The organism is Flavobacterium sp. ZB4P23 (assembly GCF_003970375.1).
Classification (GTDB): domain Bacteria; phylum Bacteroidota; class Bacteroidia; order Flavobacteriales; family Flavobacteriaceae; genus Flavobacterium.
The window spans coordinates 93,438-117,002 of the sequence record NZ_RYDK01000009.1; the positions used below are offsets into that span (position 1 = coordinate 93,438).

General features: G+C 34.2%; 22 protein-coding genes. 6 read left to right on the top strand and 16 right to left on the bottom strand.

What is annotated here, in order from left to right:
- Nucleotides 1-11: 11 nt before the first annotated feature.
- Entirely contained in the window at nt 12-776 is a 765-nt protein-coding gene (locus tag EKL99_RS13995; RefSeq protein ID WP_126463392.1) for an MBL fold metallo-hydrolase, read from the bottom strand.
- Nucleotides 777-870: 94 nt separating this feature from the next.
- Here EKL99_RS13995 and EKL99_RS14000 point away from each other — a divergent pair, with 94 nt between their 5' ends.
- Entirely contained in the window at nt 871-2,334 is a 1,464-nt protein-coding gene (locus tag EKL99_RS14000) for a TonB-dependent receptor (protein ID WP_126577155.1), read from the top strand.
- A 144-nt stretch (nt 2,335-2,478) separates the two neighbouring features.
- Here the strand turns inward: EKL99_RS14000 and bcp are convergent, their stop codons facing one another.
- Nucleotides 2,479-2,931: a thioredoxin-dependent thiol peroxidase gene (gene bcp, locus EKL99_RS14005; RefSeq protein WP_126463396.1), complete on the bottom strand. Its 453-nt coding sequence runs from the start codon at nt 2,929-2,931 to the stop codon at nt 2,479-2,481.
- A 77-nt stretch (nt 2,932-3,008) separates the two neighbouring features.
- On the opposite strand from bcp, the gene nth reads away from it, so the two are divergent.
- On the top strand, nt 3,009-3,659 hold the full coding sequence (gene nth, locus EKL99_RS14010) for an endonuclease III (protein WP_126555464.1): 651 nt from the start codon (nt 3,009-3,011) through the stop codon (nt 3,657-3,659).
- Nucleotides 3,660-3,946: 287 nt separating this feature from the next.
- On the opposite strand, the gene EKL99_RS14015 is transcribed toward nth, so the two are convergent.
- Both EKL99_RS14015 and EKL99_RS14730 read right to left on the bottom strand, forming a co-directional pair.
- On the bottom strand, nt 3,947-4,531 hold the full coding sequence (locus EKL99_RS14015; protein ID WP_126562083.1) for an RNA polymerase sigma factor: 585 nt from the start codon (nt 4,529-4,531) through the stop codon (nt 3,947-3,949).
- 226 nt (nt 4,532-4,757) lie between these two features.
- Nucleotides 4,758-5,093 carry a hypothetical protein gene (locus EKL99_RS14730; RefSeq protein WP_231507450.1) on the bottom strand — a complete coding sequence of 112 codons (336 nt, stop codon included), beginning with the start codon at nt 5,091-5,093 and terminating at the stop codon, nt 4,758-4,760.
- A 224-nt stretch (nt 5,094-5,317) separates the two neighbouring features.
- Here EKL99_RS14730 and uvrA point away from each other — a divergent pair, with 224 nt between their 5' ends.
- Nucleotides 5,318-8,113: an excinuclease ABC subunit UvrA gene (gene uvrA / locus EKL99_RS14025; RefSeq protein WP_126577156.1), complete on the top strand. Its 2,796-nt coding sequence runs from the start codon at nt 5,318-5,320 to the stop codon at nt 8,111-8,113.
- Nucleotides 8,114-8,116: 3 nt separating this feature from the next.
- Here uvrA and EKL99_RS14030 read toward each other — a convergent pair whose 3' ends face one another.
- The 8 genes from EKL99_RS14030 to EKL99_RS14060 form a co-directional block, all read right to left on the bottom strand.
- Complete coding sequence (locus EKL99_RS14030) at nt 8,117-8,416, bottom strand: hypothetical protein (RefSeq protein ID WP_126463404.1); 300 nt, start codon at nt 8,414-8,416, stop codon at nt 8,117-8,119.
- 202 nt (nt 8,417-8,618) lie between these two features.
- On the bottom strand, nt 8,619-10,079 hold the full coding sequence (locus EKL99_RS14035) for a lipopolysaccharide biosynthesis protein (protein WP_126577157.1): 1,461 nt from the start codon (nt 10,077-10,079) through the stop codon (nt 8,619-8,621).
- A gap of 41 nt (nt 10,080-10,120) precedes the next feature.
- Nucleotides 10,121-11,410 carry a glycosyltransferase family 4 protein gene (locus EKL99_RS14040; RefSeq protein WP_126577158.1) on the bottom strand — a complete coding sequence of 430 codons (1,290 nt, stop codon included), beginning with the start codon at nt 11,408-11,410 and terminating at the stop codon, nt 10,121-10,123.
- A 2-nt stretch (nt 11,411-11,412) separates the two neighbouring features.
- A complete protein-coding gene (locus EKL99_RS14045; protein ID WP_126463410.1) occupies nt 11,413-11,640 on the bottom strand; it encodes a hypothetical protein in 228 nt (75 codons plus the stop codon).
- Between the two features lie 274 nt (nt 11,641-11,914).
- Nucleotides 11,915-12,118 (bottom strand): hypothetical protein, encoded by a 204-nt coding sequence (locus EKL99_RS14735; RefSeq protein WP_231507451.1) that lies wholly within the window; start codon nt 12,116-12,118, stop codon nt 11,915-11,917.
- 6 nt (nt 12,119-12,124) lie between these two features.
- Nucleotides 12,125-12,289: a hypothetical protein gene (locus EKL99_RS14480; protein WP_156063283.1), complete on the bottom strand. Its 165-nt coding sequence runs from the start codon at nt 12,287-12,289 to the stop codon at nt 12,125-12,127.
- A 65-nt stretch (nt 12,290-12,354) separates the two neighbouring features.
- On the bottom strand, nt 12,355-14,775 hold the full coding sequence (locus EKL99_RS14055; RefSeq protein WP_126577159.1) for a YfhO family protein: 2,421 nt from the start codon (nt 14,773-14,775) through the stop codon (nt 12,355-12,357).
- 48 nt (nt 14,776-14,823) lie between these two features.
- The gene (locus EKL99_RS14060) at nt 14,824-15,108 is read right to left on the bottom strand and encodes a DUF4834 family protein (protein WP_126455421.1); all 285 of its coding nucleotides are present in this window, start codon (nt 15,106-15,108) and stop codon (nt 14,824-14,826) included.
- A 123-nt stretch (nt 15,109-15,231) separates the two neighbouring features.
- On the opposite strand from EKL99_RS14060, the gene EKL99_RS14065 reads away from it, so the two are divergent.
- Complete coding sequence (locus EKL99_RS14065; protein ID WP_197037254.1) at nt 15,232-16,116, top strand: transporter; 885 nt, start codon at nt 15,232-15,234, stop codon at nt 16,114-16,116.
- A gap of 144 nt (nt 16,117-16,260) precedes the next feature.
- Here the strand turns inward: EKL99_RS14065 and EKL99_RS14070 are convergent, their stop codons facing one another.
- On the bottom strand, nt 16,261-17,193 hold the full coding sequence (locus EKL99_RS14070) for a peptidylprolyl isomerase (protein ID WP_126455419.1): 933 nt from the start codon (nt 17,191-17,193) through the stop codon (nt 16,261-16,263).
- Nucleotides 17,194-17,417: 224 nt separating this feature from the next.
- Between EKL99_RS14070 and EKL99_RS14075 the strand changes: the two genes are divergently transcribed.
- The gene (locus tag EKL99_RS14075) at nt 17,418-19,937 is read left to right on the top strand and encodes a M14 family metallopeptidase (protein WP_126577160.1); all 2,520 of its coding nucleotides are present in this window, start codon (nt 17,418-17,420) and stop codon (nt 19,935-19,937) included.
- Nucleotides 19,938-20,025: 88 nt separating this feature from the next.
- Here EKL99_RS14075 and EKL99_RS14080 read toward each other — a convergent pair whose 3' ends face one another.
- Nucleotides 20,026-21,204, bottom strand: a complete 1,179-nt coding sequence (locus tag EKL99_RS14080) for an MFS transporter (protein WP_126577161.1) — start codon at nt 21,202-21,204, stop codon at nt 20,026-20,028.
- 143 nt (nt 21,205-21,347) lie between these two features.
- Nucleotides 21,348-21,884, bottom strand: coding sequence for a lipocalin family protein (locus EKL99_RS14085; RefSeq protein ID WP_126463420.1), 537 nt, complete (start codon nt 21,882-21,884; stop codon nt 21,348-21,350).
- A 419-nt stretch (nt 21,885-22,303) separates the two neighbouring features.
- On the opposite strand from EKL99_RS14085, the gene EKL99_RS14090 reads away from it, so the two are divergent.
- Nucleotides 22,304-22,834, top strand: coding sequence for a GNAT family N-acetyltransferase (locus EKL99_RS14090; RefSeq protein WP_126555440.1), 531 nt, complete (start codon nt 22,304-22,306; stop codon nt 22,832-22,834).
- Nucleotides 22,835-22,942: 108 nt separating this feature from the next.
- Here EKL99_RS14090 and EKL99_RS14095 read toward each other — a convergent pair whose 3' ends face one another.
- The gene (locus EKL99_RS14095; RefSeq protein WP_126455916.1) at nt 22,943-23,500 is read right to left on the bottom strand and encodes a DUF4494 domain-containing protein; all 558 of its coding nucleotides are present in this window, start codon (nt 23,498-23,500) and stop codon (nt 22,943-22,945) included.
- Nucleotides 23,501-23,565 lie beyond the last annotated feature (65 nt).

Below are 23,565 nucleotides of genomic sequence, written 5' to 3' on the forward strand. Positions count from 1 at the left end.
TTTAAATATAATTAAATTTTAATTTCTAGATTATCATAGGCGAGATAAACATGCTCGGGGAGATTTTTTTGAACCTCTTCGTGATACCCCATGATATGACTAATGTGTGTGAGATAGGCTTTTTCTGGTTGGACCAAAGCTATAAAATCCAACGCTTCTTTTAAATTGAAATGCGTTTCATGAGACTCTTCCCGTAAAGCATTCACAACCAATACCTTTAGATTTTTCAACTTGACTATTTCACTTTTTTCAATAGTTTTCACATCCGTTAAGTAGGCAAAATCATCAATTCGATACCCAAAAACCTGAAGATTTCCATGCATGACACTGATGGGGACAACCGTTTTGTTGCCAATGGCAAATGACTGGTTGTTGACAACTTCAATAGTTGTAACAGAAGGCGCACCGGGATATTTATTGACCGTTTCAAAAACATAATCGAAACGTCTTTTTAGATTAGTTATAACCCGTTGATGTGCATAAATTGGAATTTCTCCTTGTTTGAAATTAAAAGGCCGAATATCATCGATTCCTGCGGTATGATCCGCATGTTCATGAGTAAATAAAATACCATCTACTTTCTGGCAATTTGACGCAAGCATTTGCTGTCTGAAATCAGGTCCGCAATCAATTACAAAAGAATAATTCTCCCAAGAAATCCATACAGAGACGCGCAGTCTTTTATCTTTAGAATCAGAGCTTTTACAAACAGGATGATTACTACCAATAACAGGAATGCCTTGTGATGTACCAGTTCCTAAAAAATATACCGTCAACTTTCTTTATTTTATTTGCAAAAATAGGGTTAATTCCCTTTCATTAGAAACCTATTTAACTAACTTTACAAAATATTAGCCATATTAAAAGAAAATGGATACAGAAATAAAATTAAAAGGTGATAAAATCATCGAACAAATCCCTTCAGTCAAAGATAAAGCACTTCGTATCAATTTGAACGAAAATATCTATGGAACTTTTGCAGAAATTGGCGCTGGACAGGAAACTGTAAGACATTTTTTTAGATCTGGTGGATCGTCAGGTACAATTGCAAAAGCAATGTCAGCCTATGACAAAGACTTTAGCGATGCCGTTTATGGAATTGAAGAGGACGGTCGTTATGTGACCGAAAGTCGACTCAAAAAAATGCTTTCTCATGAAGTAAATCTAATAGAAAAAAGGCTAAGCAGAGAAAAACATCCTAATAAAATGTTTTTTAGCTATGCGAATACCGTAGCCACTATTGACTTTGCCAAACAATTCAAAGGACATGGCTGGGTCGGTATTAGTTATCAAATTGAGCCGGATGAGGATTATAATGAAATTATTCTTCACATTCGATTTAAAGAAACTGATGTGCGTTTGCAACAGGAAACATTAGGTATTCTGGGCGTAAACTTAATTTACGGAGCGTATTACAAATACAACGACCCCAAACGTCTCTTGCGTTATTTGTATGACCATTTAGACAAAGATCAATTAGAAATAGACACTATAAATTTCTCAGGTCCGCGTTTTGCTGATGTTGACAATCGTTTGATGAGTTTACAATTAGTCAAAAATGGAATGACTGATGCCGTTATGTTTAATCCTGATGGAATAAACATACTTCCTGCTGCTATGTTATACAAGAAAAACATCCTTGCTTTTAGGGGTAGTTTTCGTCCGGTTACAAAAGTCAACATGGACATGTATGAGAAATCATTAAAAATGTTTTTAAATGAGAACAAGGTCAGTCCGGAAAACACATTAGTGATTTTTGAAATTACATTATCCAACCTACGATCTGATGGAGAAATCGATGAAAGAGATTTTATGGATCGAGCTGAATTACTCTGTTCACTTGGACAAACCGTAATGATTTCAAATTTTCAGGAATATTACAAGGTAGTGGAGTATTTTGCGAATTATACCAAAGCCAGAATGGGATTAGCCATGGGTGTGAATAATTTAATAGATATTTTTGACGAGAAATATTACCGTCATTTAAGTGGCGGAATTCTGGAAGCTTTCGGGAAATTATTCTACCGCGACATGAAAGTATTCTTGTATCCAATGATTGGGGAAAATGGAGAAATAATCACCTCCGAAAATTTAAAAGTACACCCAAGAATGAAAGAACTCTATAAATTCTTTAAATTCAACGGAAAAGTAGTTGATATAGATGATTATGATCCCTCTATTTTAGAGGTGTTCTCTCGTGAAGTTTTAAATATGATTAATAATGGAAAGCCCGGTTGGGAAACAATGCTTCCCCCTGGTATTGCAGAAATAATTAAGGAACACAGACTTTTTGGATTTGATCCTAATAAAGTTTTGAAGGAAATCAATTCGTGAATCAGTAGTCAAATTTTGAGTTAAATTAAAAACAAAGTCCAGAGCTGGGGTCGATTAAAACCGCAGATCTGGACTTTGTTTATTATTAAAAGTTGGTTTGCATTTATATTTGCAAATGCAATAAAGGATGACACCACGGAATCATTATTTTAGTATCTGAGCAGCATGCACTTTGGTTTTTACAGCCGAGATAACCTCATCAATAATCCCGTTTTCATCAATTACAAAAGTAGTCCTGTGGATCCCGTCATACTCTTTTCCCATAAATTTCTTGGGACCCCAAACCCCAAAAGCCTGTATCACTGATTTGTCTTCATCTGCAAGTAATGGAAAAGGAAAGTTATACTTTTCCTTAAACTTGGCCTGTGCTTTTTGAACATCGGCACTAACGCCCAGAAGAGCATAATTGTTTGCTTCAAATCGCTCGAAATTATCTCTTAAGTCACAAGCCTCAGCTGTACATCCTGGCGTATTTGCTTTTGGATAAAAGAAAATTACTAATTTTTTACCTGCATAATCTGTTAATTGATGTAATTTTCCATCTTGATCCAGACCTGAAAAATCAGGTGCTTTATCTCCTTTTTTTAATGTTGTCATTATTTTTATTGATTTGAATTTGAATTTTGCTAATGCCGCCGAAATTGTTTTTCTTTACCAATCAAATTTAATAAATAATGAATAAACAGGAACGTGTAATTTTTGTTATAAATACGTTAAAAAAACTATATCCTACGATTCCAATTCCCTTGGATCATAAAGACCCGTATACGCTGCTGATTGCCGTTTTATTATCCGCACAATGTACGGATATTCAAGTAAATAAAATCACTCCTTTACTTTTTGCAAAAGCAGATAATCCGTTTGATATGATCAAAATGTCTGTCGAAGAAATTAAGGAAATCATTCGGCCTTGTGGCTTATCGCCAATGAAATCAAAAGGAATTCATGGTTTATCCCATATATTAATTGACAAACATGGCGGAAAAGTACCTCAGAGTTTTGAATTTCTGGAAGAATTACCCGCGGTAGGACATAAAACGGCCAGTGTTGTGATGTCCCAAGCTTTTGGAGTTCCAGCCTTTCCGGTTGACACACACATTCATCGCTTGATGTACCGCTGGAATTTAACCAATGGGAAAAACGTAGTTCAAACAGAGAAAGATGCTAAACGCCTTTTTCCTGAAGCAATTTGGAATGACCTGCATCTTCAAATTATTTGGTACGGAAGAGAATATTCTCCGGCTCGTGGCTGGGATTTAGATCAGGATATTATTACTAAAACTATTGGCCGAAAAACGGTTATTGATACATATTATAAAAAATAAAGTATGCTAAAAAACCGCTGCTTCCAAATGGAATAAGCGGTTTTCTAGTCTTTTACAATCCAAATAAAATAGGAAAGCTGCTATTTCTTGGTCAATTCGATATAATTTCGAAATTTTTATTGTCTATTTTCAGTATGCTTAACGCCTTAGAATAGCTTAATAAAAAAGAAATTGTTTCTTTACTGGGTTTCATTGTTTGAGAAACTAATGATTTTTTTGAGTAAGTTTTTGCCATAGAGTAATACAAATTTGTTTTCTATTACAACGCAGCAAGTTTCAGTATATTGTCAATTAGTCAAAACAATTTGGTGTTTATCAATCACTTTTCTCAAATTCATCAAAGCGTAACGCATTCTCCCTAAGGCGGTATTGATACTCACTCCTGTTGTCTCTGAAATTTCCTTAAAACTCATATCCTGGTACATTCGCATCACCAAAACTTCTTTTTGATCAGCAGGAAGTTCTTCTATTAGTTTTTTTAAATCCAGTTCGACTTGTTCCGATATTATTTTGTTTTCTATGGTCAACGAATCATCGGACATAATTGAGAAAATGGAAAACTCTTCCGTTTCTCTGAACATGGGCATTTTTTTAGTTTTTCGGTAATGATCAACAACCAGATTATGGGAAATACGCATTACCCAAGGTAAAAATTTACCTTCTTCATTATACGAATTTGATTTTAAAGTTTTTATTACTTTGATAAAAGTATCCTGAAAAATGTCTTTGGTAATATCTCTATCCGGAATTTTAGAATATATAAAACCAAAAATTTTTGATTCATGCCTTTTTATCAATTTAGCTAAGGCATCCTCATTACCTGAGATGTATTCCTTTACCAATAATGCGTCAGGGAGTTGTATATTAACCATAATTATACTTTTTAGTTTTTAATTAAAATTGGAGAGTTTTCTCTAAAAAGTAGTTTTGTATATAGGCTAAAGAGTTTTTAGGTTTATTAAAGTTTTCAAATTTAACCAATTATTATTTTAAGATCCAAGTAAAATTAATATAAATTAACAGATGTTCATTGAAATTTGTTAAAATTTTTCTTGTTTTTTCACATTTACAACACAAATAGCATGCCGATGAATACATTCAAGTTGTTTGTAATTTCAAAATATTTAGCAGAATAATCAAATTCACCAATTTTATTTCTAAAACTCCACTAATTATTCGTTTTTTCCAAAACTGAAATTCCATATAACAACCAGTAAAAATCTTATTTCCAATCACTTTTACAGAACGAACAATAGTTTCATTTGGTGATGGATACAATTCCCAATTAGATCCATTAAATTCTAATAATCCCTCATAGTTTGCAAAGAAAACATAATGATTTTGATCTTGAGAAATCATCAAGTTTTGATTTCCTGCACCATAAGTAGTAGAGAAATATTTTACAATTGGCGGTAGCTCTTGCGAAAAACACAAAAAGATATTAAAAAAAGAAAAATGTATAATTTTGTTTTCAAAAGTTCTTGTTATTAATTTTTCAAAAATAAAATTAAAAATAGTATTTATTTATTGGATTGAAAATATTAAAACGATACAAGAAGAAAAGCACTTTTCAACCGTGCTTTTTATGATTATTTGTGAGTTGTTCATTCCCTTTTCTCTGTTCAAAATTGATTACTTTTGTAAAAATTATCATTTTTATGCAAGTTGACCTTTCGAAACTAGATCCAAAGAAAAATATTATTATAAAAGGAGCGCAAGTACACAACCTAAAAAATGTAGACGTCGCCATTCCCCGCAATAAATTAGTGGTTATCACGGGACTTTCGGGTTCTGGAAAATCAAGCTTGGCTTTTGATACTTTATATGCCGAAGGGCAACGCCGTTACGTAGAAAGTTTATCTTCGTATGCGAGACAATTTCTTGGACGATTGGATAAACCAAAAGTGGAATACATCAAAGGAATTGCTCCGGCAATTGCTATTGAACAAAAGGTGAATACTACCAATGCCCGCTCTACTGTAGGAACCTCAACCGAAATATACGATTATGTAAAATTGCTTTTTGCCAGAATTGGACGCACGTATTCGCCTATTTCTGGTCGGGAAGTCAAAAAAAATAACGTTACCGATGTCGTTACCGATGTCAAAACATTTGCAATAAACAGCAAATGGTTGCTGCTTGCTCCGATTCATCTGGAAGAAGGGCGAAAACTGGAAGACAAACTAAAGGTCCTATTACAGCAAGGTTTTGCCCGAATATTAGTGAATAACGAAATGGTTCGTCTGGACGACTTACCGGATTCACTAGATATAAAAGAAATATTCTTAATCATTGACCGAATTGTAGTCAATCACGATACTTCCGGAGAAGAAGAATTCTACAATCGTCTTGCTGATGCGGTGCAAACTGCTTTCTTTGAAGGAAAAGGGATCTGCCATTTACAAGAATTAAACGCTGATAAAAAGTATTCCTACTCCAATAATTTTGAGTTGGATGGTATTACATTTCTAGAACCCAACGTTCATTTGTTCAGCTTCAATAATCCGTATGGAGCATGTCCCGTTTGTGAAGGATATGGAAATATTATAGGAATTGATTCCGAATTAGTCGTGCCAAATACCACTTTGTCTGTTTATGAAAACGCAATCTTCCCTTGGCGAGGAGAAAGTATGAGCTGGTTTCGCGACGAATTAGTAAATAATGCCTACAAATTTGATTTTCCAATACACAAACCGTATTATGAGTTGTCTGAGGATCAAAAAGAACTAATTTGGAATGGAAATAGCTACTTTCAAGGGCTGAATGATTTTTTTAAAGAACTGGAAGAAAAAAATTATAAAATTCAAAACAGAGTAATGCTTTCGCGCTATCGAGGCAAAACCAAATGCCATTCCTGCAAAGGAAAACGCTTGAGAGTAGAAGCTTCCTACGTGAAAATAAACGCAAAAACGGTTTCTGATTTAGTTGATTTACCGATTAAACATCTGGTAACCTTTTTCGAAAACATTGATTTAGATGTGTATGAAAAGCAAATTGCGAAACGATTAATGGTTGAAATCAACAACCGTCTATCGTTTTTAACCGAAGTAGGATTAGATTATCTGACATTAAACCGGAATTCAGCAACGCTTTCCGGAGGAGAATCACAACGTATTAATTTAGCGACTTCGCTTGGAAGCAGTTTAGTAGGATCTATGTATATTTTGGATGAGCCCAGTATTGGTCTACACCCTAAAGATACGGAACGCTTGATAAAAGTATTGCTATCGTTACGCGATTTAGGCAATACGGTCATTGTAGTAGAACACGATGAGGATATCATGAAAGCCGCTGACATGATTATAGATATAGGTCCGGAAGCAGGAACTTTAGGCGGGCATTTAGTCGCGCAGGGAACCTATGACGAAATATTAAAATCGACTTCACTTACTGCGAAATATCTAAACGGTGATTTAGAAATTAGCGTCCCTAAAAAACGAAGACTTTTCAAGAATTTTATTGACATAAAAGGAGCACGAGAAAATAATTTACAAAATATTGATGTTACTTTTCCACTGGATGTATTAACGGTTATTACAGGAGTTTCTGGAAGTGGAAAAAGTACGCTTGTTAAGAAAATCCTTTTTCCGGCCATGCAAAAAAAGTTGGAAAACGCAGGTGAAAAAGCGGGACAATTTACTGAAATGACCGGTTCTTTTGCTCAAATTAAACACATAGAATACGTAGATCAAAACCCAATAGGAAGAAGTTCCCGTTCTAATCCGGTGACGTATATCAAGGCGTATGATGATATCCGAGAATTGTATGCTAAACAAAAACTATCAACGATTAGAGGCTATCAAGCCAAACATTTTTCTTTTAATGTTGATGGAGGGAGATGTGAAACATGTAAAGGAGAAGGTGCTATCAACGTAGAAATGGTTTTTATGGCTGATGTACAATTACCTTGTGAAACCTGCAACGGGAAACGATTCAAAAAAGAAGTACTGGAAGTAGCTTTTGAAAGCAAAAACATTCATGATATTCTTACAATGACCATAGACGATGCGATTGCGTTTTTCAATACTAATAAACAACCTAAAATAACTCAAAAATTACAGCCTTTGCAAGATGTGGGATTGGGATATGTTCAATTAGGCCAATCATCTTCTACTCTGTCCGGAGGCGAAGCCCAACGAATAAAACTGGCTTCATTCTTAGTGAAAGGAGCTACAAAAGACAAAGCCTTATTTGTTTTTGACGAACCTACAACGGGACTGCACTTTCATGACATCAAAAAATTATTAGCGTCTTTCGATGCATTGATTGATAAAGGACATTCAATTATTGTTATTGAACACAACCTTGATTTAATAAAATGTGCGGATTGGATTATTGATTTGGGGCCTGAGGGCGGGGAAAATGGCGGGAAATTATTGGCGGTAGGAACTCCGGAACAAGTTGTTAAAATAAAAGAATCTGTTACGGGAAAATATTTGAAAGATAAATTATAAATATTATCCCATATAACATTTCTCTTCAAAAGTATTTCCATCTTCATCAATAGCTACAAGTATTTTTTTAGCTTTTGAGGAAACCTGTGTAATATAAATCCAGGCGATGGACCACAGTCCTAATGTAATGCAACAGATACAAAAATTAAAAAGATGATCTACTTTTTTTCTTTTTTTCAATAAAATAGCGAAGGGCAACTTGTCGTTTCGTTCCAACACTATAAATCCATGGTTGGTTTTATTTTCCAGGATGGAGGAAAACTTTATAAAATTCTCCTCGGTTATACTTGTATTGCTTTTCATATTATTTCAGATAATTTATCTCTAATTTTTTTACTAGTAGTGACAAAATGACGTTTACAAAAATAATGGCAATTTTAGAACTTCACAATACCCACTTTTAGTGATATTTTGCATTTCTATTTTTTATTAAATATAAAAAAAATAATTATAAATACATGAAAATAAGTGACTTAATACGTAACAATCCGAAAATAAATAATATTTAGGTGAATTTTTTTACAACCAAATTCAGAGCTTCGTTTATCTCTATTGAAATAACAAACTTGTAATTAATATAAATATATAAAACGGCTACTAAAATAGATTTTAATCCTATGCTTATGATTGGATGAAAAGGAAATTCCCAGAAATAAAACATCAAGAACAATACAAAAGTTATCGCAAGAGAATATAATGTCTGTATTGTAAACGGATACAAGTGCATACGCTTGACTACAAAAAGCAGTTTAGCCAAACTATACAGTGTTATTGATAACAAAGTAGCTACTGCAGTTCCTGTTATAGCATATCTTGGTATAAAAAACATATTCAGTCCTATTGTTAGAAAAACAAGTAATAAACCTAAAAACAAGACCATACGGTAGTATTTTGAATTAAAAATAATAGCATTATTATTTCCTAAAATCAAATCAAAATATTTAGAAATCCCTATCAAAAATACCACTAGAATTCCTCCACTATACTCTTTTGGAACCATTATATACAACTGGTTGATATTGACAAAAATACACAGCATTACAAAACCGCCTACAACTTGCAAATTAATTGATGTTTTTTTGTACAAATCATTTAATTCATCCTGTTTATTCTCATGCATTAACTTAGCCGTTATGGGATATGTAATTTGATGCATCGCCCTACTGGGAACTGCTATGACGGATGCAATATAAGTAGCAACGGAATAATAGGCTATATTCTCAATTTTAATGTATTGATTCAGCATAATTTTATCAATATCCAACAACATAACCGCAACACTACCTGATAAAATAATGAAAAAAGTATATACTAAAACATCTTTCACATTTTGAGGAATGGAAAACTGAAATACAGGTTTTTTTATTCGGAAAGCATAAAACATCGTTATAGCAAAAGCCAGAAAATAAATAATAGCAGTAACATAAATAAATTGTACCACTGTAATCCATTTATAATAGACTCCAATCAAAGCAAATAAAGAAAATAATCTTAGCCCTACCTCTTTCACAAAATTTCCAAAAACCGAATGCATGTGCACTCTGGCCCAAGCATAAAAAATCTCGAAATAAGCCATACTAAGTCCTATAAATGGAATAAGCCATAAATAATCTTTAACTACAGGATTTTCTTTGCTCAAGTATAATGAAATAGGTTCAAAAAAGAATAATCCAATCAATACTAAAGGGATACACAACAAGAAAGGAATTAGTACAGTAAACGAGAGAAACTTGGAGCGTTCTTCTTCTGTTTTATACTGAGTATAAAACTTCACCAACGTATTTTGCATACCAAAAGCCAATAAAGGCATAATGATATTTGCCCAAGAAAGAATGTAGTTTGTTAAGGCATAAAATACTGTTCCTAAAAAAAACGGATACAAATAAAGTGTATTTATTGCCCCAATACCAAAACCAAAATAGGTAATTATTGTATTCTTTAAAGATTGATTTAATACTATTCCCATTTCTTTATCATTGCGAGACACAAAGCAATCTCACTTTTAATTTATATTTTATTAAGCAGTTCAACCAATTCTTTTGTAAGATTTTTTCTGGAATAACGCTGTAGTCCAACTCCGTTTACCTGTAATTTACCTTCCAAAAACTGATTATAAAAGTCCAAAATTACACTTTTAAGTTTCATTTTCTCCGAATAATCAAAAAATATGCCTGTGTTGGTAGTGGTAATAATTTCGGCAAAATCAGAACCTTTGGGACCAATTGCAATAATTGGACGGTTGGAAACCATATATTCAAATAATTTCCCAGGGATAATGCTTTTAGTCTCTTGAGAATTAATTTCGACAAGCAACAAAACCTGAGATTTTCTTTGATGTGCAATCGCTTCTGCATGCGAAACATATCCCAAATTATTCAAATAGGAATTTAACCCGAATTGCTTCATAGTTTCCAAAACTTCTTGACTGACTGCTCCGATTAGCTTTATTTCTACATGCGATTTGAACTCCGGAATCTCATTAATTAATTCAACCAAACTCTCCCATAAAATCAGAGGATTTCTCTCGGAAAGAAAAGAACCAATGTGTGCCAAAGAAAATTTAGAATCTAACGCTTGTTTTTCGACTTGCTCCGTATCATACCCATTGGTAATTACCGCAATGGGCTTATTTGTAATCGCTACAAATTCAGTTTTAGTAGTTTTACTCGTGACTATAATGGTATCGGCTGTATTCAAAACCTGGTGTTCTAGTGCTTTGTGTTTTTTAGCAGCAAAACTCGACAATCGCAAGGATTTGTGATAACCAATAGTGGTCCATGGATCCCTGAAATCAGCAAACCATTTTAAATCTAATTTCTGTTTTAATTCCATTCCAATAAGATGCAGACTGTGCGGTGGTCCGGAAGTAACTATGGTATCAATATTGCTTTCTACAATATATTTCTCCAGATAAGCAACTGATGGTTTTACCCAAAAAACACGCGCATCGGGAATAAAAAGATTTCCACGAATCCAAAGAAAAATTTTGTCTAGAAAAGATTGCTTTTTCTGATTTGGAATAATTCCTGAACTGATTTTTTTAGTTTTATTCTTCGAAAGAAAAGACGCCAGTTGATACGGTTCAAAAATTTTCTGTTTCAAAATAATGGTCTTATCTGAAACTTCTTTAACCAAGTTTTCATCAACAATAGGATACGTTGGATTCTCCGGAATATACACAATCGGCTGAATGCCAAAATCTGGCAAATACTTAACAAACTTTAGCCAACGTTGTACCCCAGGTCCTCCAGCCGGTGGCCAATAATAGGTAATTATTAAAATTTTTTTTGGTTCCAAGTTTAGGATTTTGTTGTAATTGATTTTAAATCCGTAAAAAACAAAGTACTGTTTTGATACAATCCTTTTGAAATAATGTAAAAAGCCGGTAAAGCGGGGATTACTGAATAATATTTAAATTTGTCAGGTATAAATAAGTAAATACCAAACAATACTCCAAAAATAAAACCTAATAAAAAAAGTAACAACAATATTTGTTGAAACGATTTTAAACCGAATAATTCTATCATAATTTTAATAAATATTTTTGTTATTTAGTTTCTCCAACTCTTCAATATCTAGTTGATCTTTAAGTCTATTAGCTGCTTTTTTGGAAATAATCAAATTATCATAATCAATAAAAAACACTGGAATTCCATCTATATCTATGATATTTGCTTTTTCTAAAAGTACTACAAAAGGCTAATTTTCTAAACCTTTAACAGAAGTCATAATATCCAATCTAAAATTAATATTTAGAGTGAAATCTGTCCGACCCGGAATAAATTGCATTGTATTAATACTTTAAAAATCACCTAAACCAATTTGTTTGATCGCATTTCTTAAATTTCCACGATTAGCAATCGTATCTTCAATGAAAATATCAATATCTCCTGTGTTTCTTCCGTAGCCGTAAATATTTACTGCAAATCCACCGATAGTTAAATAGTTTACCTTGTTTTCTGACAAGTACTTCCAAACATCTATTATTTGTTTCTGCATATTCATTTCAAATTATTTTGATTTTGAATATTTCTTTACTGCCTTTAATAAGCAAGATATTTCGATTATTGCCATCAGTTTTTCAAAACGTTGCTGATAAGTCAATCCTCTTGTTTCCTCAACATATCTAGCCTCCTTTACTGTTGGATGTTCGTGATTTAATTTGACTTTACCCATTGCATTAAAAATTTAGAATGTATTCGAAATTTATTAGATCAAATTTACAAATAAATATCAGACAGCTAACGCCTTTTTTTTCTTTCAAAATAAATCCCACCAATCAAAAGCAACAACATTCCTATGGAACTTACCAACGTAATCGTGCTTCCGGTTTTTATAACTTGAGGTTCAAACTTGAATTCTATTTTGTGTTGCCCCCCTGGAAGAACTAGTGCTCTCAATACATAATCAACAGGGAAATGAACTGTTTTTACGCCATCAACATAGGCATTCCATCCCTTTTCATAATATATTTCAGAGAAAACTGCTAAAGCATATTTAGTATTATTAGCAGTATATTTAAGATAATTGGGTTTGTAAACATCTAATTGAATGGTTCCACTGGTATCCCATCTCCTTTTCAATCCAACATTTCTAAACTTAGATCCATGCTCATGCCGGTTAAATATTGCGACATCTTTAGTATCTAGTTGTCCTAAAGATTTCATCTCATCATCAGGGGTATTAACTACTTTCACACTGCTTACAAACCAGGCATTCCCATTGGCATTTGGGTTCGAAGTTGGAAATTCTTTTCCTTCCTTATCCGTCTGAATTACATACTTGACATTTAGCATGTTTAGGATTTCCATATTATTATTGGCAATTTGATAATCAAATAATTGTTGCATTCTTCGCGGCTTCACGGCACTGTAGCCACCAATTGATTTATGAAAATAAGAAGCACGTGCGCTGGACAAGTTTCCACTTACTTCAAAAACTCTGTAATGAGTTGTATCCTTGAGAATTTCAACATCGGAAGCTGTTTCCTGAAATGGGACTTCCACTTCCCTGCCGCTGACAAAATCTTTTCCTGACACATAATTTTTATCAACAAAAAACAAATCAAAAACCATCAATAAGCCTACAAGTATAATAGCGGTTTTCTGAGCAAACCTATCTTTAATAAACAACCATAAAATACCCGCTGTAATTACTATCAAGAAACCAGATCGCAATAAATCAGCACTATACAAACTCATTCGGTCCTGTTTTAAGGCATTAACAAAGTCAGGTCCGTAACTTTGTTGATAATACGCATCATTACCTCCAGAGAAACTAAACATACTTTTACTAAAAAACAAGATCAGTATTAATCCCAGCCCTAAAACACCGGTCTCCATTACGGCTTTCTTTTGTAGTTTTTTGTCCAATGTAAAGAAAGACTGTAAGCCCATAATAGCCAGAACAGGAAAACACAATTCAAGAATAACTTGTATAGAGGAAACTGCTCTAAATTTATTGTACATAGGAATATAGTCAATAAAAAAATCAGTCACTAAAGGAAGATTCTTCCCCCATGAAAGTATCAAAGCAACTACAGCTCCAGAAAGGAATACATATTTTATTTTGCGTGTATCAATAAACAAGGCCATAATAGCCAAAAAGAAAACCACTATACCAATGTATGCGGGAGCAGCAACTATGGGTTGATCTCCCCAATAGGTTGGCATTCCTGAAACAAAATCAGTTGCCTGATCTTCTGGTACGCCCTTGCCCACCATTAGTTCAAACATATTACTGTCTTTTCCTACTGCCTCATTATTTGAGCCTCCAAAAAGTCGGGGCGCTATCAGATTAAAACTTTCCATAATTCCATAACTGTATTCCGTTATGTACTCATACGTCAAGGCGCTATCACTATCCTTTTTTGAACCATCAGGATTAAAGGTTAATTCACTTTTCCCTCGAGTACTAAAATCTGCATATTCGGCAGTAGCTAATAAATTAGTCGCATTGGTGCCAATAGCAAATATTCCCGCAACCGCAAGTATTCCAAATGAATACAGTAGCGATTTATAGTCTTTTTCTTTTACTTGCTGGTACACAAAATATATAGAAAGAATCAATAAGAAAATCAATAAATAATAGGTCATCTGGAAGTGATTCGCATTGATTTCTAATGCTGTCGCAAAAAGCGTAATCAAACCTCCAAGAATATATTTTTTTTGAAACACCAAAATAAATCCAGCAATAACCAGTGGCATATACGCAATAGCGTGTGCTTTAGCATTATGACCAACTCCAAGAATAATTATCAAATAGGTAGATAAACCAAAGGCTAATGCACCAAAAAAGGCTTTTAAAGGATCCACTTTTAATACCAGCATCAAGCCATAAAATCCAAGAAAATATAAAAATAAATAATCCGCAGGACGCGGTAAAAATCGCAATGCATCGTCTATCGCACCAATATAATCGTGTGGATATTTTGCTCCTAGTTGATAGGTTGGCATACCTCCAAATGCGGAATTAGTCCAATACGGCTCCACATCATCGGTGGCTCTAAAGTCATTTTGCTCTTTGGCCATTCCTGTATATTGCACAATATCAGACTGGAAAATTTGCTTTCCTTGCAACACAGGATAAAAATATAGCAGAGAAATCACAACAAAACCAAGTATGGCTAAGGCGTGTGGATAGAACTTATTTATTATTTTCAATGTAAAATGGTTTGGATTATAGTAAAAATGATGCTAATAATGACAAATTTAATCTATTTCTTCGTAATCTACATAATCGCCCACTTTTTTGGTTTCGCGTGGGTTTTTAGTATTTGCTGTTGTGTAAAGAACTTCTTCCTCCTTAGATTGCGTTTTTTGCCACGTATTCTCTTGTGCATACTGCTGTTGCTTCTGCATGTTTTCGCCTGCTTTCTGCACTACTTTTTTTACTAATAATGGCAGAAATAATTTAGCCAAAAATCTAAAAATATAATAGAAAGCAATCATATAAAAAAGTGCTTTTATAAAACCCGTAAATGAAGCTGTTTGCATATAAGTGTAATTTTTTCCAAAATTAATAAATCAACTGTTCAAAATTAAACTATCTCTCTTAAATAAATAATAAAATATAGTACATTTGAAAAGCGTTGTTACTTTTTAACTAAAAAAAATAAGATGTCCAAAATCAAAATCTTACTAATTGTAGCTCTCTCAATGATTCCAAGTATTCATTATGGGCAACATACGGATCAAATCAATTCGAACAGACCGGGTGAAACCATGTCGGCTTTTGCTGTTGGAAAGTCTGTTATCCAAATAGAAACTGGTGTTTACGGGATCAAACAAAACCATCGTTTATTGAACTATGATGCAAACGGTTTTGGGATTGATGCCACATTGCGATGGGGATTATTCATGGAAAAGCTGGAATTGATAGCCGATATACAATACCAAAACGAACTGTACACTTCTTTATTCAACAAAAGCAATCGTGCAGACTTCAAGCAAACGGTTCTGGGAGCTAAATATTTAGTGTATGATCCTTTCCGGAATTATGAAAAAAAAACAAACCTCTACAGCTGGAAAGCCAATCGCAGTTTTGACTGGCATCAACTAATACCTGCTGTATCTGTGTTTGCAGGAGCTAATTTTACAATGGCAGACAATCCGTATTCTTTTTCCACTGAATCCGGTATATCTCCAAAAATTATGTTGATTACCCAAAATCATTTAGGTGATGGCAGGTGGGTTTTTGTAACGAATATCATTGCTGACTATATTACAACTGATTTCCCGAGTTATGGCTACGTGGTAACTTTGACTAGAGGGTTTAATGACAAATGGTCCGGATTTGTAGAAAATCAGGGGTTCAAAAGTGATTTTTACAGCGATGCAATAGTTCGTGGTGGCGCTGCTTATTTGTTAAATAAAGACATGCAAATTGATGCCTCAATAAGTACAAGTCTTAAAGATACTCCATCTGCACTGTATGGAGGTATTGGTTTTTCCTGGCGCTATGATGCCAATTACCAAGAAGTAAGAATAAATATTGACAATTAAGTATTCCGATAAAAAAGCCTTAAAAATAAGCGAAAAAATATAAAAATAAGTACAGTAAAATAAGCGGTATAAAAAAATCCCAAAACTTTCGTTTTGGGATTCTTTGTATTTGTCTTTTCTAGTCGCTGAAAAGAGTACTAAAAACTATTTTACTTCCATCAATTCTACATCAAAAATCAAAGTAGCATTTGGCGGAATTGCTCCTCCGGCACCACGAGATCCATACCCTAAATGAGATGGAATCACAAAACGTGCTTTGTCACCTACACGCAACAAGGCAATTCCTTCATCCCAACCCTCAATAACCTGACCTTGCCCCAATCTAAATTCGATTGGTTTTTTTCTTGGATAAGAGGAATCAAACACTTTTCCATTCTCTAATGAACCTTCATAGTGAACAGCAACGGTTTTTCCGCTTTCTGCTTTTTTACCTTCTCCTCTTTGGATGAATTGGTAACGCAGTCCACTTTCTGTTTTTTCAAAACCCGCAGCTAATTTTTCCATCGCAGCTTCAGCATCGGCTTTCAAAGTGGCATCACGTTTGTTCCGTGATCCCTTAAAGCTAATAAAAGCTTCAATTGCATTCCAATTTTTAGCTTCATCTCCTACTCTAACGATCTCTAAAGTCTCTAAAACATCGCCTTGAGCGATAGCATCAACGACATCCTGACCTTCAACTACATGACCAAAAACAGTATGCTTATTATCCAGCCATTCCGTAGGAATGTGTGTAATGTAAAATTGAGAACCATTCGTTCCTGGTCCTGAATTCGCCATCGCCAAAACACCCGGACGATCATGTTTTAGACTTGGATGAAACTCATCATCAAATTTGTACCCTGGATCTCCAGTTCCTGTTCCTTGTGGACAACCGCCTTGTACCATAAAATCAGGAATTACTCTGTGAAATTTTAATCCATTATAAAACTTAACTCCTTGTGGTTTAACTTTATTTTCTAAGTTACCTTCTGCTAATCCTACAAAGTTCCCAACTGTACCAGGAGTCAAATCGTGTGTTAGTTTTACTAAAACAGCCCCTTTTGTGGTGTTGAACTTAGCATATATTCCGTTTTCCATTGCTTTTTAATTTTTATTGAAATGCAAATTTACAAAATTAATTTATTTGAACCTATTCACTAAAACGTTACATTTGATAAATCATCTTGAAATTTCTTCCAATTTTCTGTCTTAAAAAGGATCCTATTTAAAGCCACTTGAAATTTAATCTTTGATGTAATTCTAACACAACCTGTATTCAAATGATTCTTTTTATACCGTCACCACTAAAAACCTATTTATCTATGAAATCTATTTATTACCTTTTATTCTTTTTTAGTTTCATTTGCAATGCGCAAGAAAGACCAGTACCGCTAGCGTATTTTTTGCCGCAAAACGAAACGTACAATGACAAAATTCCGACACCTAAAAGTGTTTTTAATTTTGAATTAGGAGAAATGCATACTGATCACAATCAAGTAGTTCACTTTATGGAAGCTATTGCAAAAGCTTCTGACAGAGTGCAAATAGAAACAACCGGTTACACTTATGAAAACCGTCCACTACAATTACTTACCATTTCAAGTCCTGAAAATTTAGCAAAAATTGATGAAATTCATAGAAAACACCTCGCTTTATCGGATTCAGATACTAATGCTTCGGATGTATCTAATTTGCCTATCGTACTCTATTTAGGCTATTCAATCCATGGAAATGAATCCAGCGGAACCGGTGCCGCAATTGCTCTGGCCTATTATCTTACAGCCTCAGAAAGTCCTGAACTAAAGAAAATGCTGGATAATACGATTATTCTATTAGATCCAAGTTTAAATCCAGATGGTTTGCATCGTTTTTCAACTTGGGTGAACAGCCATAAAAGTAAAAACTTAGTAACAGATCCTAATGACCGAGAATTTAATGAAGCATGGCCAGGCGGAAGATTTAATCACTACTGGTTTGACATGAACAGAGACTGGCTTCCCGTTCAACTTCCTGAAAGTCAGGCGCGCATTAGGACTTTTAGGAAATGGATGCCAAATGTATTGTGTGATTTTCACGAAATGGGAACTAATTCGACTTACTTTTTTCAGCCGGGAGTTCAAAGTCGCACCAACCCACTCACTCCTGAATTAAACCAAAAACTAACCAAAAAAATTGCAGGCTACCATGCCAAAGCATTGGATAAAATTGGAAGTTTTTATTATGTCGAAGATGGTTTTGATGACTTTTATTACGGCAAAGGATCTACCTATCCTGACATCAATGGAGGTATCGGTATTTTATTTGAACAAGCGAGTTCAAGAGGACATGCCCAACAAAGCGTAAACGGAATAATCACTTTTCCATTTACCATCAAAAATCAATTTACAACCAGCTTGTCATCAGTACAGGCTGCGTATGAAATGCGAAAAGAGTTGCTGGAATACCAACGCGATTTTTTTACTAATTCCAGTGCCGAAAGTAAAAGAAACAAAACAAAAGGCTATGTATTTGGAGATGAAAAAGATGCTACTAAAGTTCAAGAACTCGCCAAAATACTTAGCCAGCATAAAATTGAAATGCTGCAATTGAAAGAAGACATCACCATCAACAAAAAGAAATTCAGTAAAGATTTGAGTATTATTATTCCCATGGAACAAAAAAACTCAAAGCTCATACACGCTATTTTTGATAGACAAACCAAGTTCAAAGACAGTATCTTTTATGACATTTCAGCATGGAATTTTGATCTGGCTTTCAATTTAAATTTTGAGGAACTGAATTCCCTTTCACAAGCCGGGGCACGTTACGAAAATGTATTGAAACCCGGAACGGTCAATCAAAAAAGTGATGTAGGATACCTAATCGAATGGACTGACTACAATTCTCCTAAACTTTTATACCAATTACAGGCCAAAGGACTGCGTATAAAAACCACTAAGAAACCATTTGTCCACAACGGAAAAACTTTTTCCTATGGGAGTTTGTTAGTACCTGTTCAGAATCAGACAATGAGTTCAGATGAAATGTATGCGTACCTGAACCAAATTATCCCGAAATACGCTATTGCTATTACCGCCGTAGAAACCGGGTTTACTGATGGTGCCAATTTAGGAAATCCCAATCTAGTCAATCTTACCATGCCTAAAGTAGCTATGGTCGTGGGACGTGGTGTTGATCCATCAGATGCGGGAGAATTATGGCATTTATTTGATCAAAAAGCACAAATTCCATTGACTAAAATAGATATGGAACAACTACAAAGAGTGACTCTAAGTGGTTATACGACTTTGATCATGGTCAATGGAAATTATGGTGGACTTTCACCAGCTACAGCAGCTAAAATAGAGCAATGGACTCAAAGTGGAGGAACTTTAATTGCGTATCAGGATGCTATTAAATGGCTGAATGATAGTAAATTAATTGAATTAACTTTGAAAACTACTAAAAATGAAGCTAAAGCAATTTCATTTGAACAAACTAGTGATTTCAAGGGAGCACAAGAGATTGGCGGGGCAATATTTGAAACCAGATTAGATTTATCACATCCTATTAATTATGGAATGCCAAGAAATATGATGCCTATTTTCAGAAACTCCTCTATTTTTATTGAACCCAATAAAAATAGTTTTAGCAATCCAATCCAGTATACTAAAAATCCATTGTTGAGCGGTTACATTTCGAAACCAAAACTGGAGTTGTTAAAAGAAACGGTACCGTTTCAAGCCATTCGAAAAGGAGATGGAGCTATTTTAATTTTCACAGACAATACTAATTTCCGAGCCTTCTGGCTGGGAACAGAAAAATTATTTTGGAATGCTGTTTTCTTTGGCAAACTCATGTAAAAAACTATATTTTTTTTTAAAGTATTTCAGAGTATTATAAAAAAAGCGCAAAGTCAAAATACTTTGCGCTTTTTTTATAATACTCAATTCATTGTACTTTTTGCACTTTGTCTTTGCGTTTATAAGTAACTGCATACACAGTTAATGCTAATAATGACAAAATAATGCAACCCAAAGTAACAGCCTTCCAGCCTCCATATTTCCATAACATCAAACCATAAGCTGAACCTGCCGCAGTTCCTAAAAAACTAAACGACATATACACGGTGTTCATACGGTTTCGTGCCTCTGGAAGTATTGAATATACACGGGTTTGATTTGAAATATGAACACTTTGTAAACCAATATCAATACAGACAATCCCTATAATTATTCCGATAATACTTTGTGCTGAAAAATAAAAAATAACAAAACTGACTAACATCAATAAACTGCCATATCCCACAACAACTCTAGAACTGCCTTTGTCTCCGATTTTACCTACCAAAGGTGCCGCTAATGCTCCGGAAGCGCCCACCACGCCAAAAAGACCTATTGTTGCGCTATTAAAATGAAAAGGATCATCAGAAAGCAATAACACCATTGTGGTCCAAAACGCTCCAAATTGAGCAAAACAAAATACATTCATCGCGGTTGCTTCTCGCAATAACGGTTGGGTTTTTATCAAAGAAAAAAGCGATTGGATTAATTGCGCGTAAGTTCCCCCGAATACTGGTTGATTGAATGGAAATTGCTTGTAGATTACAAAAAAAATAAAAAGACATATTCCGGCGGCTATCCAAAACATGGCTCGCCAGCCCCAAATATCTCCAATAAAGCCGCTAAGGGTTCTAGACAATAATATCCCCACAAGCAAACCACTCATAATGGTCCCTACCACTTTACCCCGTTCTTCCGGCTTACTTAAAGAGGCAGCCAAAGGTAAAATCAATTGTGGCACTATAGAAGTAATACCTATAAGTAATGAAGCAATTTCTAGCACCACAAAACTTTGGGCAGTAGCCGCAATAATCAAGGCTATTACTGAGGCAAAAGTGGTGATTAAAATCTGTTTTTTACGTTCAATCTTATCGCCAAGCGGAACCATAAAAAAAAGTCCAATAGCATAACCTGCTTGCGTCAGGTAGGTTATTGTACCGGAATCCGTTACGGGGATTTTAAATTCGGATGCTATTAAAATAATTAAGGGTTGGCAATAATAGAGGTTGGCAACAATAAGTCCAGTGCAGGCTGCCATAAACAAAACACTTGATTTGGATAAATTCATGTGGCAAAAATACTATTCTAATTTTTCCTGAAAAAATTAATAAATATTTTTTTTCATACATTCCTGCACAATTTACGGCATCAATTGGAACGTACTAAGTACCAATTATTGAAAATAAGCAAGTACGTTTTCAATTGTATCAATTAATTGTGTTGGACCCAAATGAGCTGGGAAGTATTGTAGCCAAGGTCTTGTGCTGTTTTTAGATACTCTTGTTTTATATTTTGAGGCATTGTTTTATCTCGTGAAAGAAACCATAAATTCTTAAGACTTCTCCCAGCCATCAAAGCATATTTATAATCCGAATCAAGTGCTATAATGGTGTACCCTGAATAAAATGGACCAAAAAAAGAAACTTTTAATTTTCCGGTGTTTGAATCGCCCGCAAACTTAACCTTGCCTGTAGCTGCAACGTATTTGTTCTTTATAAAATTAAAACCCCGATTTATCACTTTAAGACTTCCATCCTTATTGAGTGAATATTTAGCTGTGGTATTGTTTAAATTTTTTTCAAAAACAAAATCCAGCCGTGCAATTTCGTACCAGTTGCCTAGAAATTTGTCTTTATCAAAATTTTGTATTGCCTTTACCTTTTTAGGTGTAGAGTGGCACAGATTCATTACGAATAAAGTTACTGAGAGCAATGTTAGACTTCCTAAGGCCAGAATTTTCTTTTTCATGATCTATCTTTAGATATCAAAATTCAGAAATAAAAAACTGTAAATCAATACAATTTAGAATACTTTAGGATTTGTTTTGGGTATTGCGCTCGAATAATTTACACACTTATGAAACATAAAAAACGTATTTTATCTATTGACAAATAGTGTTAGATGCCCACCACCGCTATCATTGTTAAATTTGACTCTAGTTTAATTTCAGGAATTGCTGTAGTCTTTTTTTTATTCAACAGTTCTGTTCTGTCATTCCATAAACGTTCCAGAAGTTGATTCATTTGTACTCTACAGCTTCTTTTGAGTATAAAAAAACACTCTTTTATAGACCAAAGCTAAAAAAAAACGAAAAATAAAACCTAATTTAGTACCCTTTGTAAGCGGCAGAAATACTTTAGCGAATACCCTAAAAAACTTAAATTACAATGATCAAGTATCACTTTAGAAAAGCAGAATCCTCTGAGATATCTCCAATATGGGAGATATTACAACAAGCTATCATTCGAAGAAAAAAAGACGGCAGCAATCAATGGCAAGACGGTTACCCAAATCCAGAGGTTGTACAAAAAGATATAGAAAAAGGGGAAGGATTTGTTTTGGTTGAAGGAGAAACCATCATTGGCTATAGTGCGGTATTAATCAATGACGAGCCTGCTTATGAGAAAATTGAAGGAAACTGGTTAACCAATGATGATTTTGTTGTACTTCACCGCGTAGCTATTGCTGAAAAGTATTTAGGCAAAGGCTTGGCTAAAATGATTCTCAGACACATTGAGGATTTTGCGGTAAGCAACCTCATTTACAGCATAAAAGCAGACACCAATTTTGACAACATTGCCATGATAAAAATTTTTGAAAGTTCAGGTTATACCTATTGTGGTGAAGTTTATTTTAGAGGAAGCCCACGAAAAGCATACGAGAAAGTCTTGGCTAGACAGAACCAATTGGAATTATAAAAAACTTAGTATTAAAATTTAAAAACCGCAAATTCGCAGATAAAAACAGTTAGCAACGGTTTCTATAATTTGCGAATTTGCGGTGAGTTTTATTTAATACAATTTGTCTTAAACTGCAACTTCTTCTTCAAGTGCGGTTTCAAACTCCATGTGATCTTCTATCTCGACAGTTGCTTCCGGTTTAGAAGCTTTGATTGCATTGAACCTTTCTAATTGTTCCAATTCTCCTTCTTCTCCACTGAAATACGGAAAAACATCCATAATAGGAGATTCTGAAATAGCAGGAATCGTATAATCTCCCATCGTGCCTTTCATCACACTGATAGTATTATCATAAGCCTCTTTTACCTCATTGGCTTGCACTAATAAATACATATTGGTCTTGCGTTCTTTGCCACTTTCTTCGTCATAGGCGAGTAATGAAACTTTAGATCTAAACCAGCGATCTGCATTTTCAAAAGGATGAATCTCAGCATAATTAGCCACTTTTATATTCGTGATTTTGAATTCTTCACTGATATACGCTGACATTTCTTCATTAATTCGGCTTTCGGCTTCTGTGTAAGATAACGCATCTACCAAGTAGGGTTCGGTCGTAATTTTTTGCCCGCCAGTTTCATCTGTTTTTCTATATTTCACTTTGCATTCGTACCAAGTTGTGCTCATTTTATTTTATTTTTAGGATGTCAAAGATAGATTTTAAAGGAAACTAAATTTACTATTCCTAAAAT

What these genes read in the sequence shown, in the direction of transcription:
- EKL99_RS14000 (WP_126577155.1), top strand. Translation starts at nt 871, where the DNA reads ATGGATACAGAAATAAAATTAAAAGGTGATAAAATCATCGAACAAATC.
- bcp (WP_126463396.1), bottom strand. Translation starts at nt 2,931, where the DNA reads ATGACAACATTAAAAAAAGGAGATAAAGCACCTGATTTTTCAGGTCTG.
- nth (WP_126555464.1), top strand. Translation starts at nt 3,009, where the DNA reads ATGAATAAACAGGAACGTGTAATTTTTGTTATAAATACGTTAAAAAAA.
- EKL99_RS14015 (WP_126562083.1), bottom strand. Translation starts at nt 4,531, where the DNA reads ATGGTTAATATACAACTCCCTGACGCATTATTGGTAAAGGAATACATC.
- uvrA (WP_126577156.1), top strand. Translation starts at nt 5,318, where the DNA reads ATGCAAGTTGACCTTTCGAAACTAGATCCAAAGAAAAATATTATTATA.
- EKL99_RS14030 (WP_126463404.1), bottom strand. Translation starts at nt 8,416, where the DNA reads ATGAAAAGCAATACAAGTATAACCGAGGAGAATTTTATAAAGTTTTCC.
- EKL99_RS14035 (WP_126577157.1), bottom strand. Translation starts at nt 10,079, where the DNA reads ATGGGAATAGTATTAAATCAATCTTTAAAGAATACAATAATTACCTAT.
- EKL99_RS14045 (WP_126463410.1), bottom strand. Translation starts at nt 11,640, where the DNA reads ATGATAGAATTATTCGGTTTAAAATCGTTTCAACAAATATTGTTGTTA.
- EKL99_RS14735 (WP_231507451.1), bottom strand. Translation starts at nt 12,118, where the DNA reads ATGAATATGCAGAAACAAATAATAGATGTTTGGAAGTACTTGTCAGAA.
- EKL99_RS14480 (WP_156063283.1), bottom strand. Translation starts at nt 12,289, where the DNA reads ATGGGTAAAGTCAAATTAAATCACGAACATCCAACAGTAAAGGAGGCT.
- EKL99_RS14060 (WP_126455421.1), bottom strand. Translation starts at nt 15,108, where the DNA reads ATGCAAACAGCTTCATTTACGGGTTTTATAAAAGCACTTTTTTATATG.
- EKL99_RS14065 (WP_197037254.1), top strand. Translation starts at nt 15,232, where the DNA reads ATGTCCAAAATCAAAATCTTACTAATTGTAGCTCTCTCAATGATTCCA.
- EKL99_RS14070 (WP_126455419.1), bottom strand. Translation starts at nt 17,193, where the DNA reads ATGGAAAACGGAATATATGCTAAGTTCAACACCACAAAAGGGGCTGTT.
- EKL99_RS14075 (WP_126577160.1), top strand. Translation starts at nt 17,418, where the DNA reads ATGAAATCTATTTATTACCTTTTATTCTTTTTTAGTTTCATTTGCAAT.
- EKL99_RS14080 (WP_126577161.1), bottom strand. Translation starts at nt 21,204, where the DNA reads ATGAATTTATCCAAATCAAGTGTTTTGTTTATGGCAGCCTGCACTGGA.
- EKL99_RS14085 (WP_126463420.1), bottom strand. Translation starts at nt 21,884, where the DNA reads ATGAAAAAGAAAATTCTGGCCTTAGGAAGTCTAACATTGCTCTCAGTA.
- EKL99_RS14090 (WP_126555440.1), top strand. Translation starts at nt 22,304, where the DNA reads ATGATCAAGTATCACTTTAGAAAAGCAGAATCCTCTGAGATATCTCCA.
- EKL99_RS14095 (WP_126455916.1), bottom strand. Translation starts at nt 23,500, where the DNA reads ATGAGCACAACTTGGTACGAATGCAAAGTGAAATATAGAAAAACAGAT.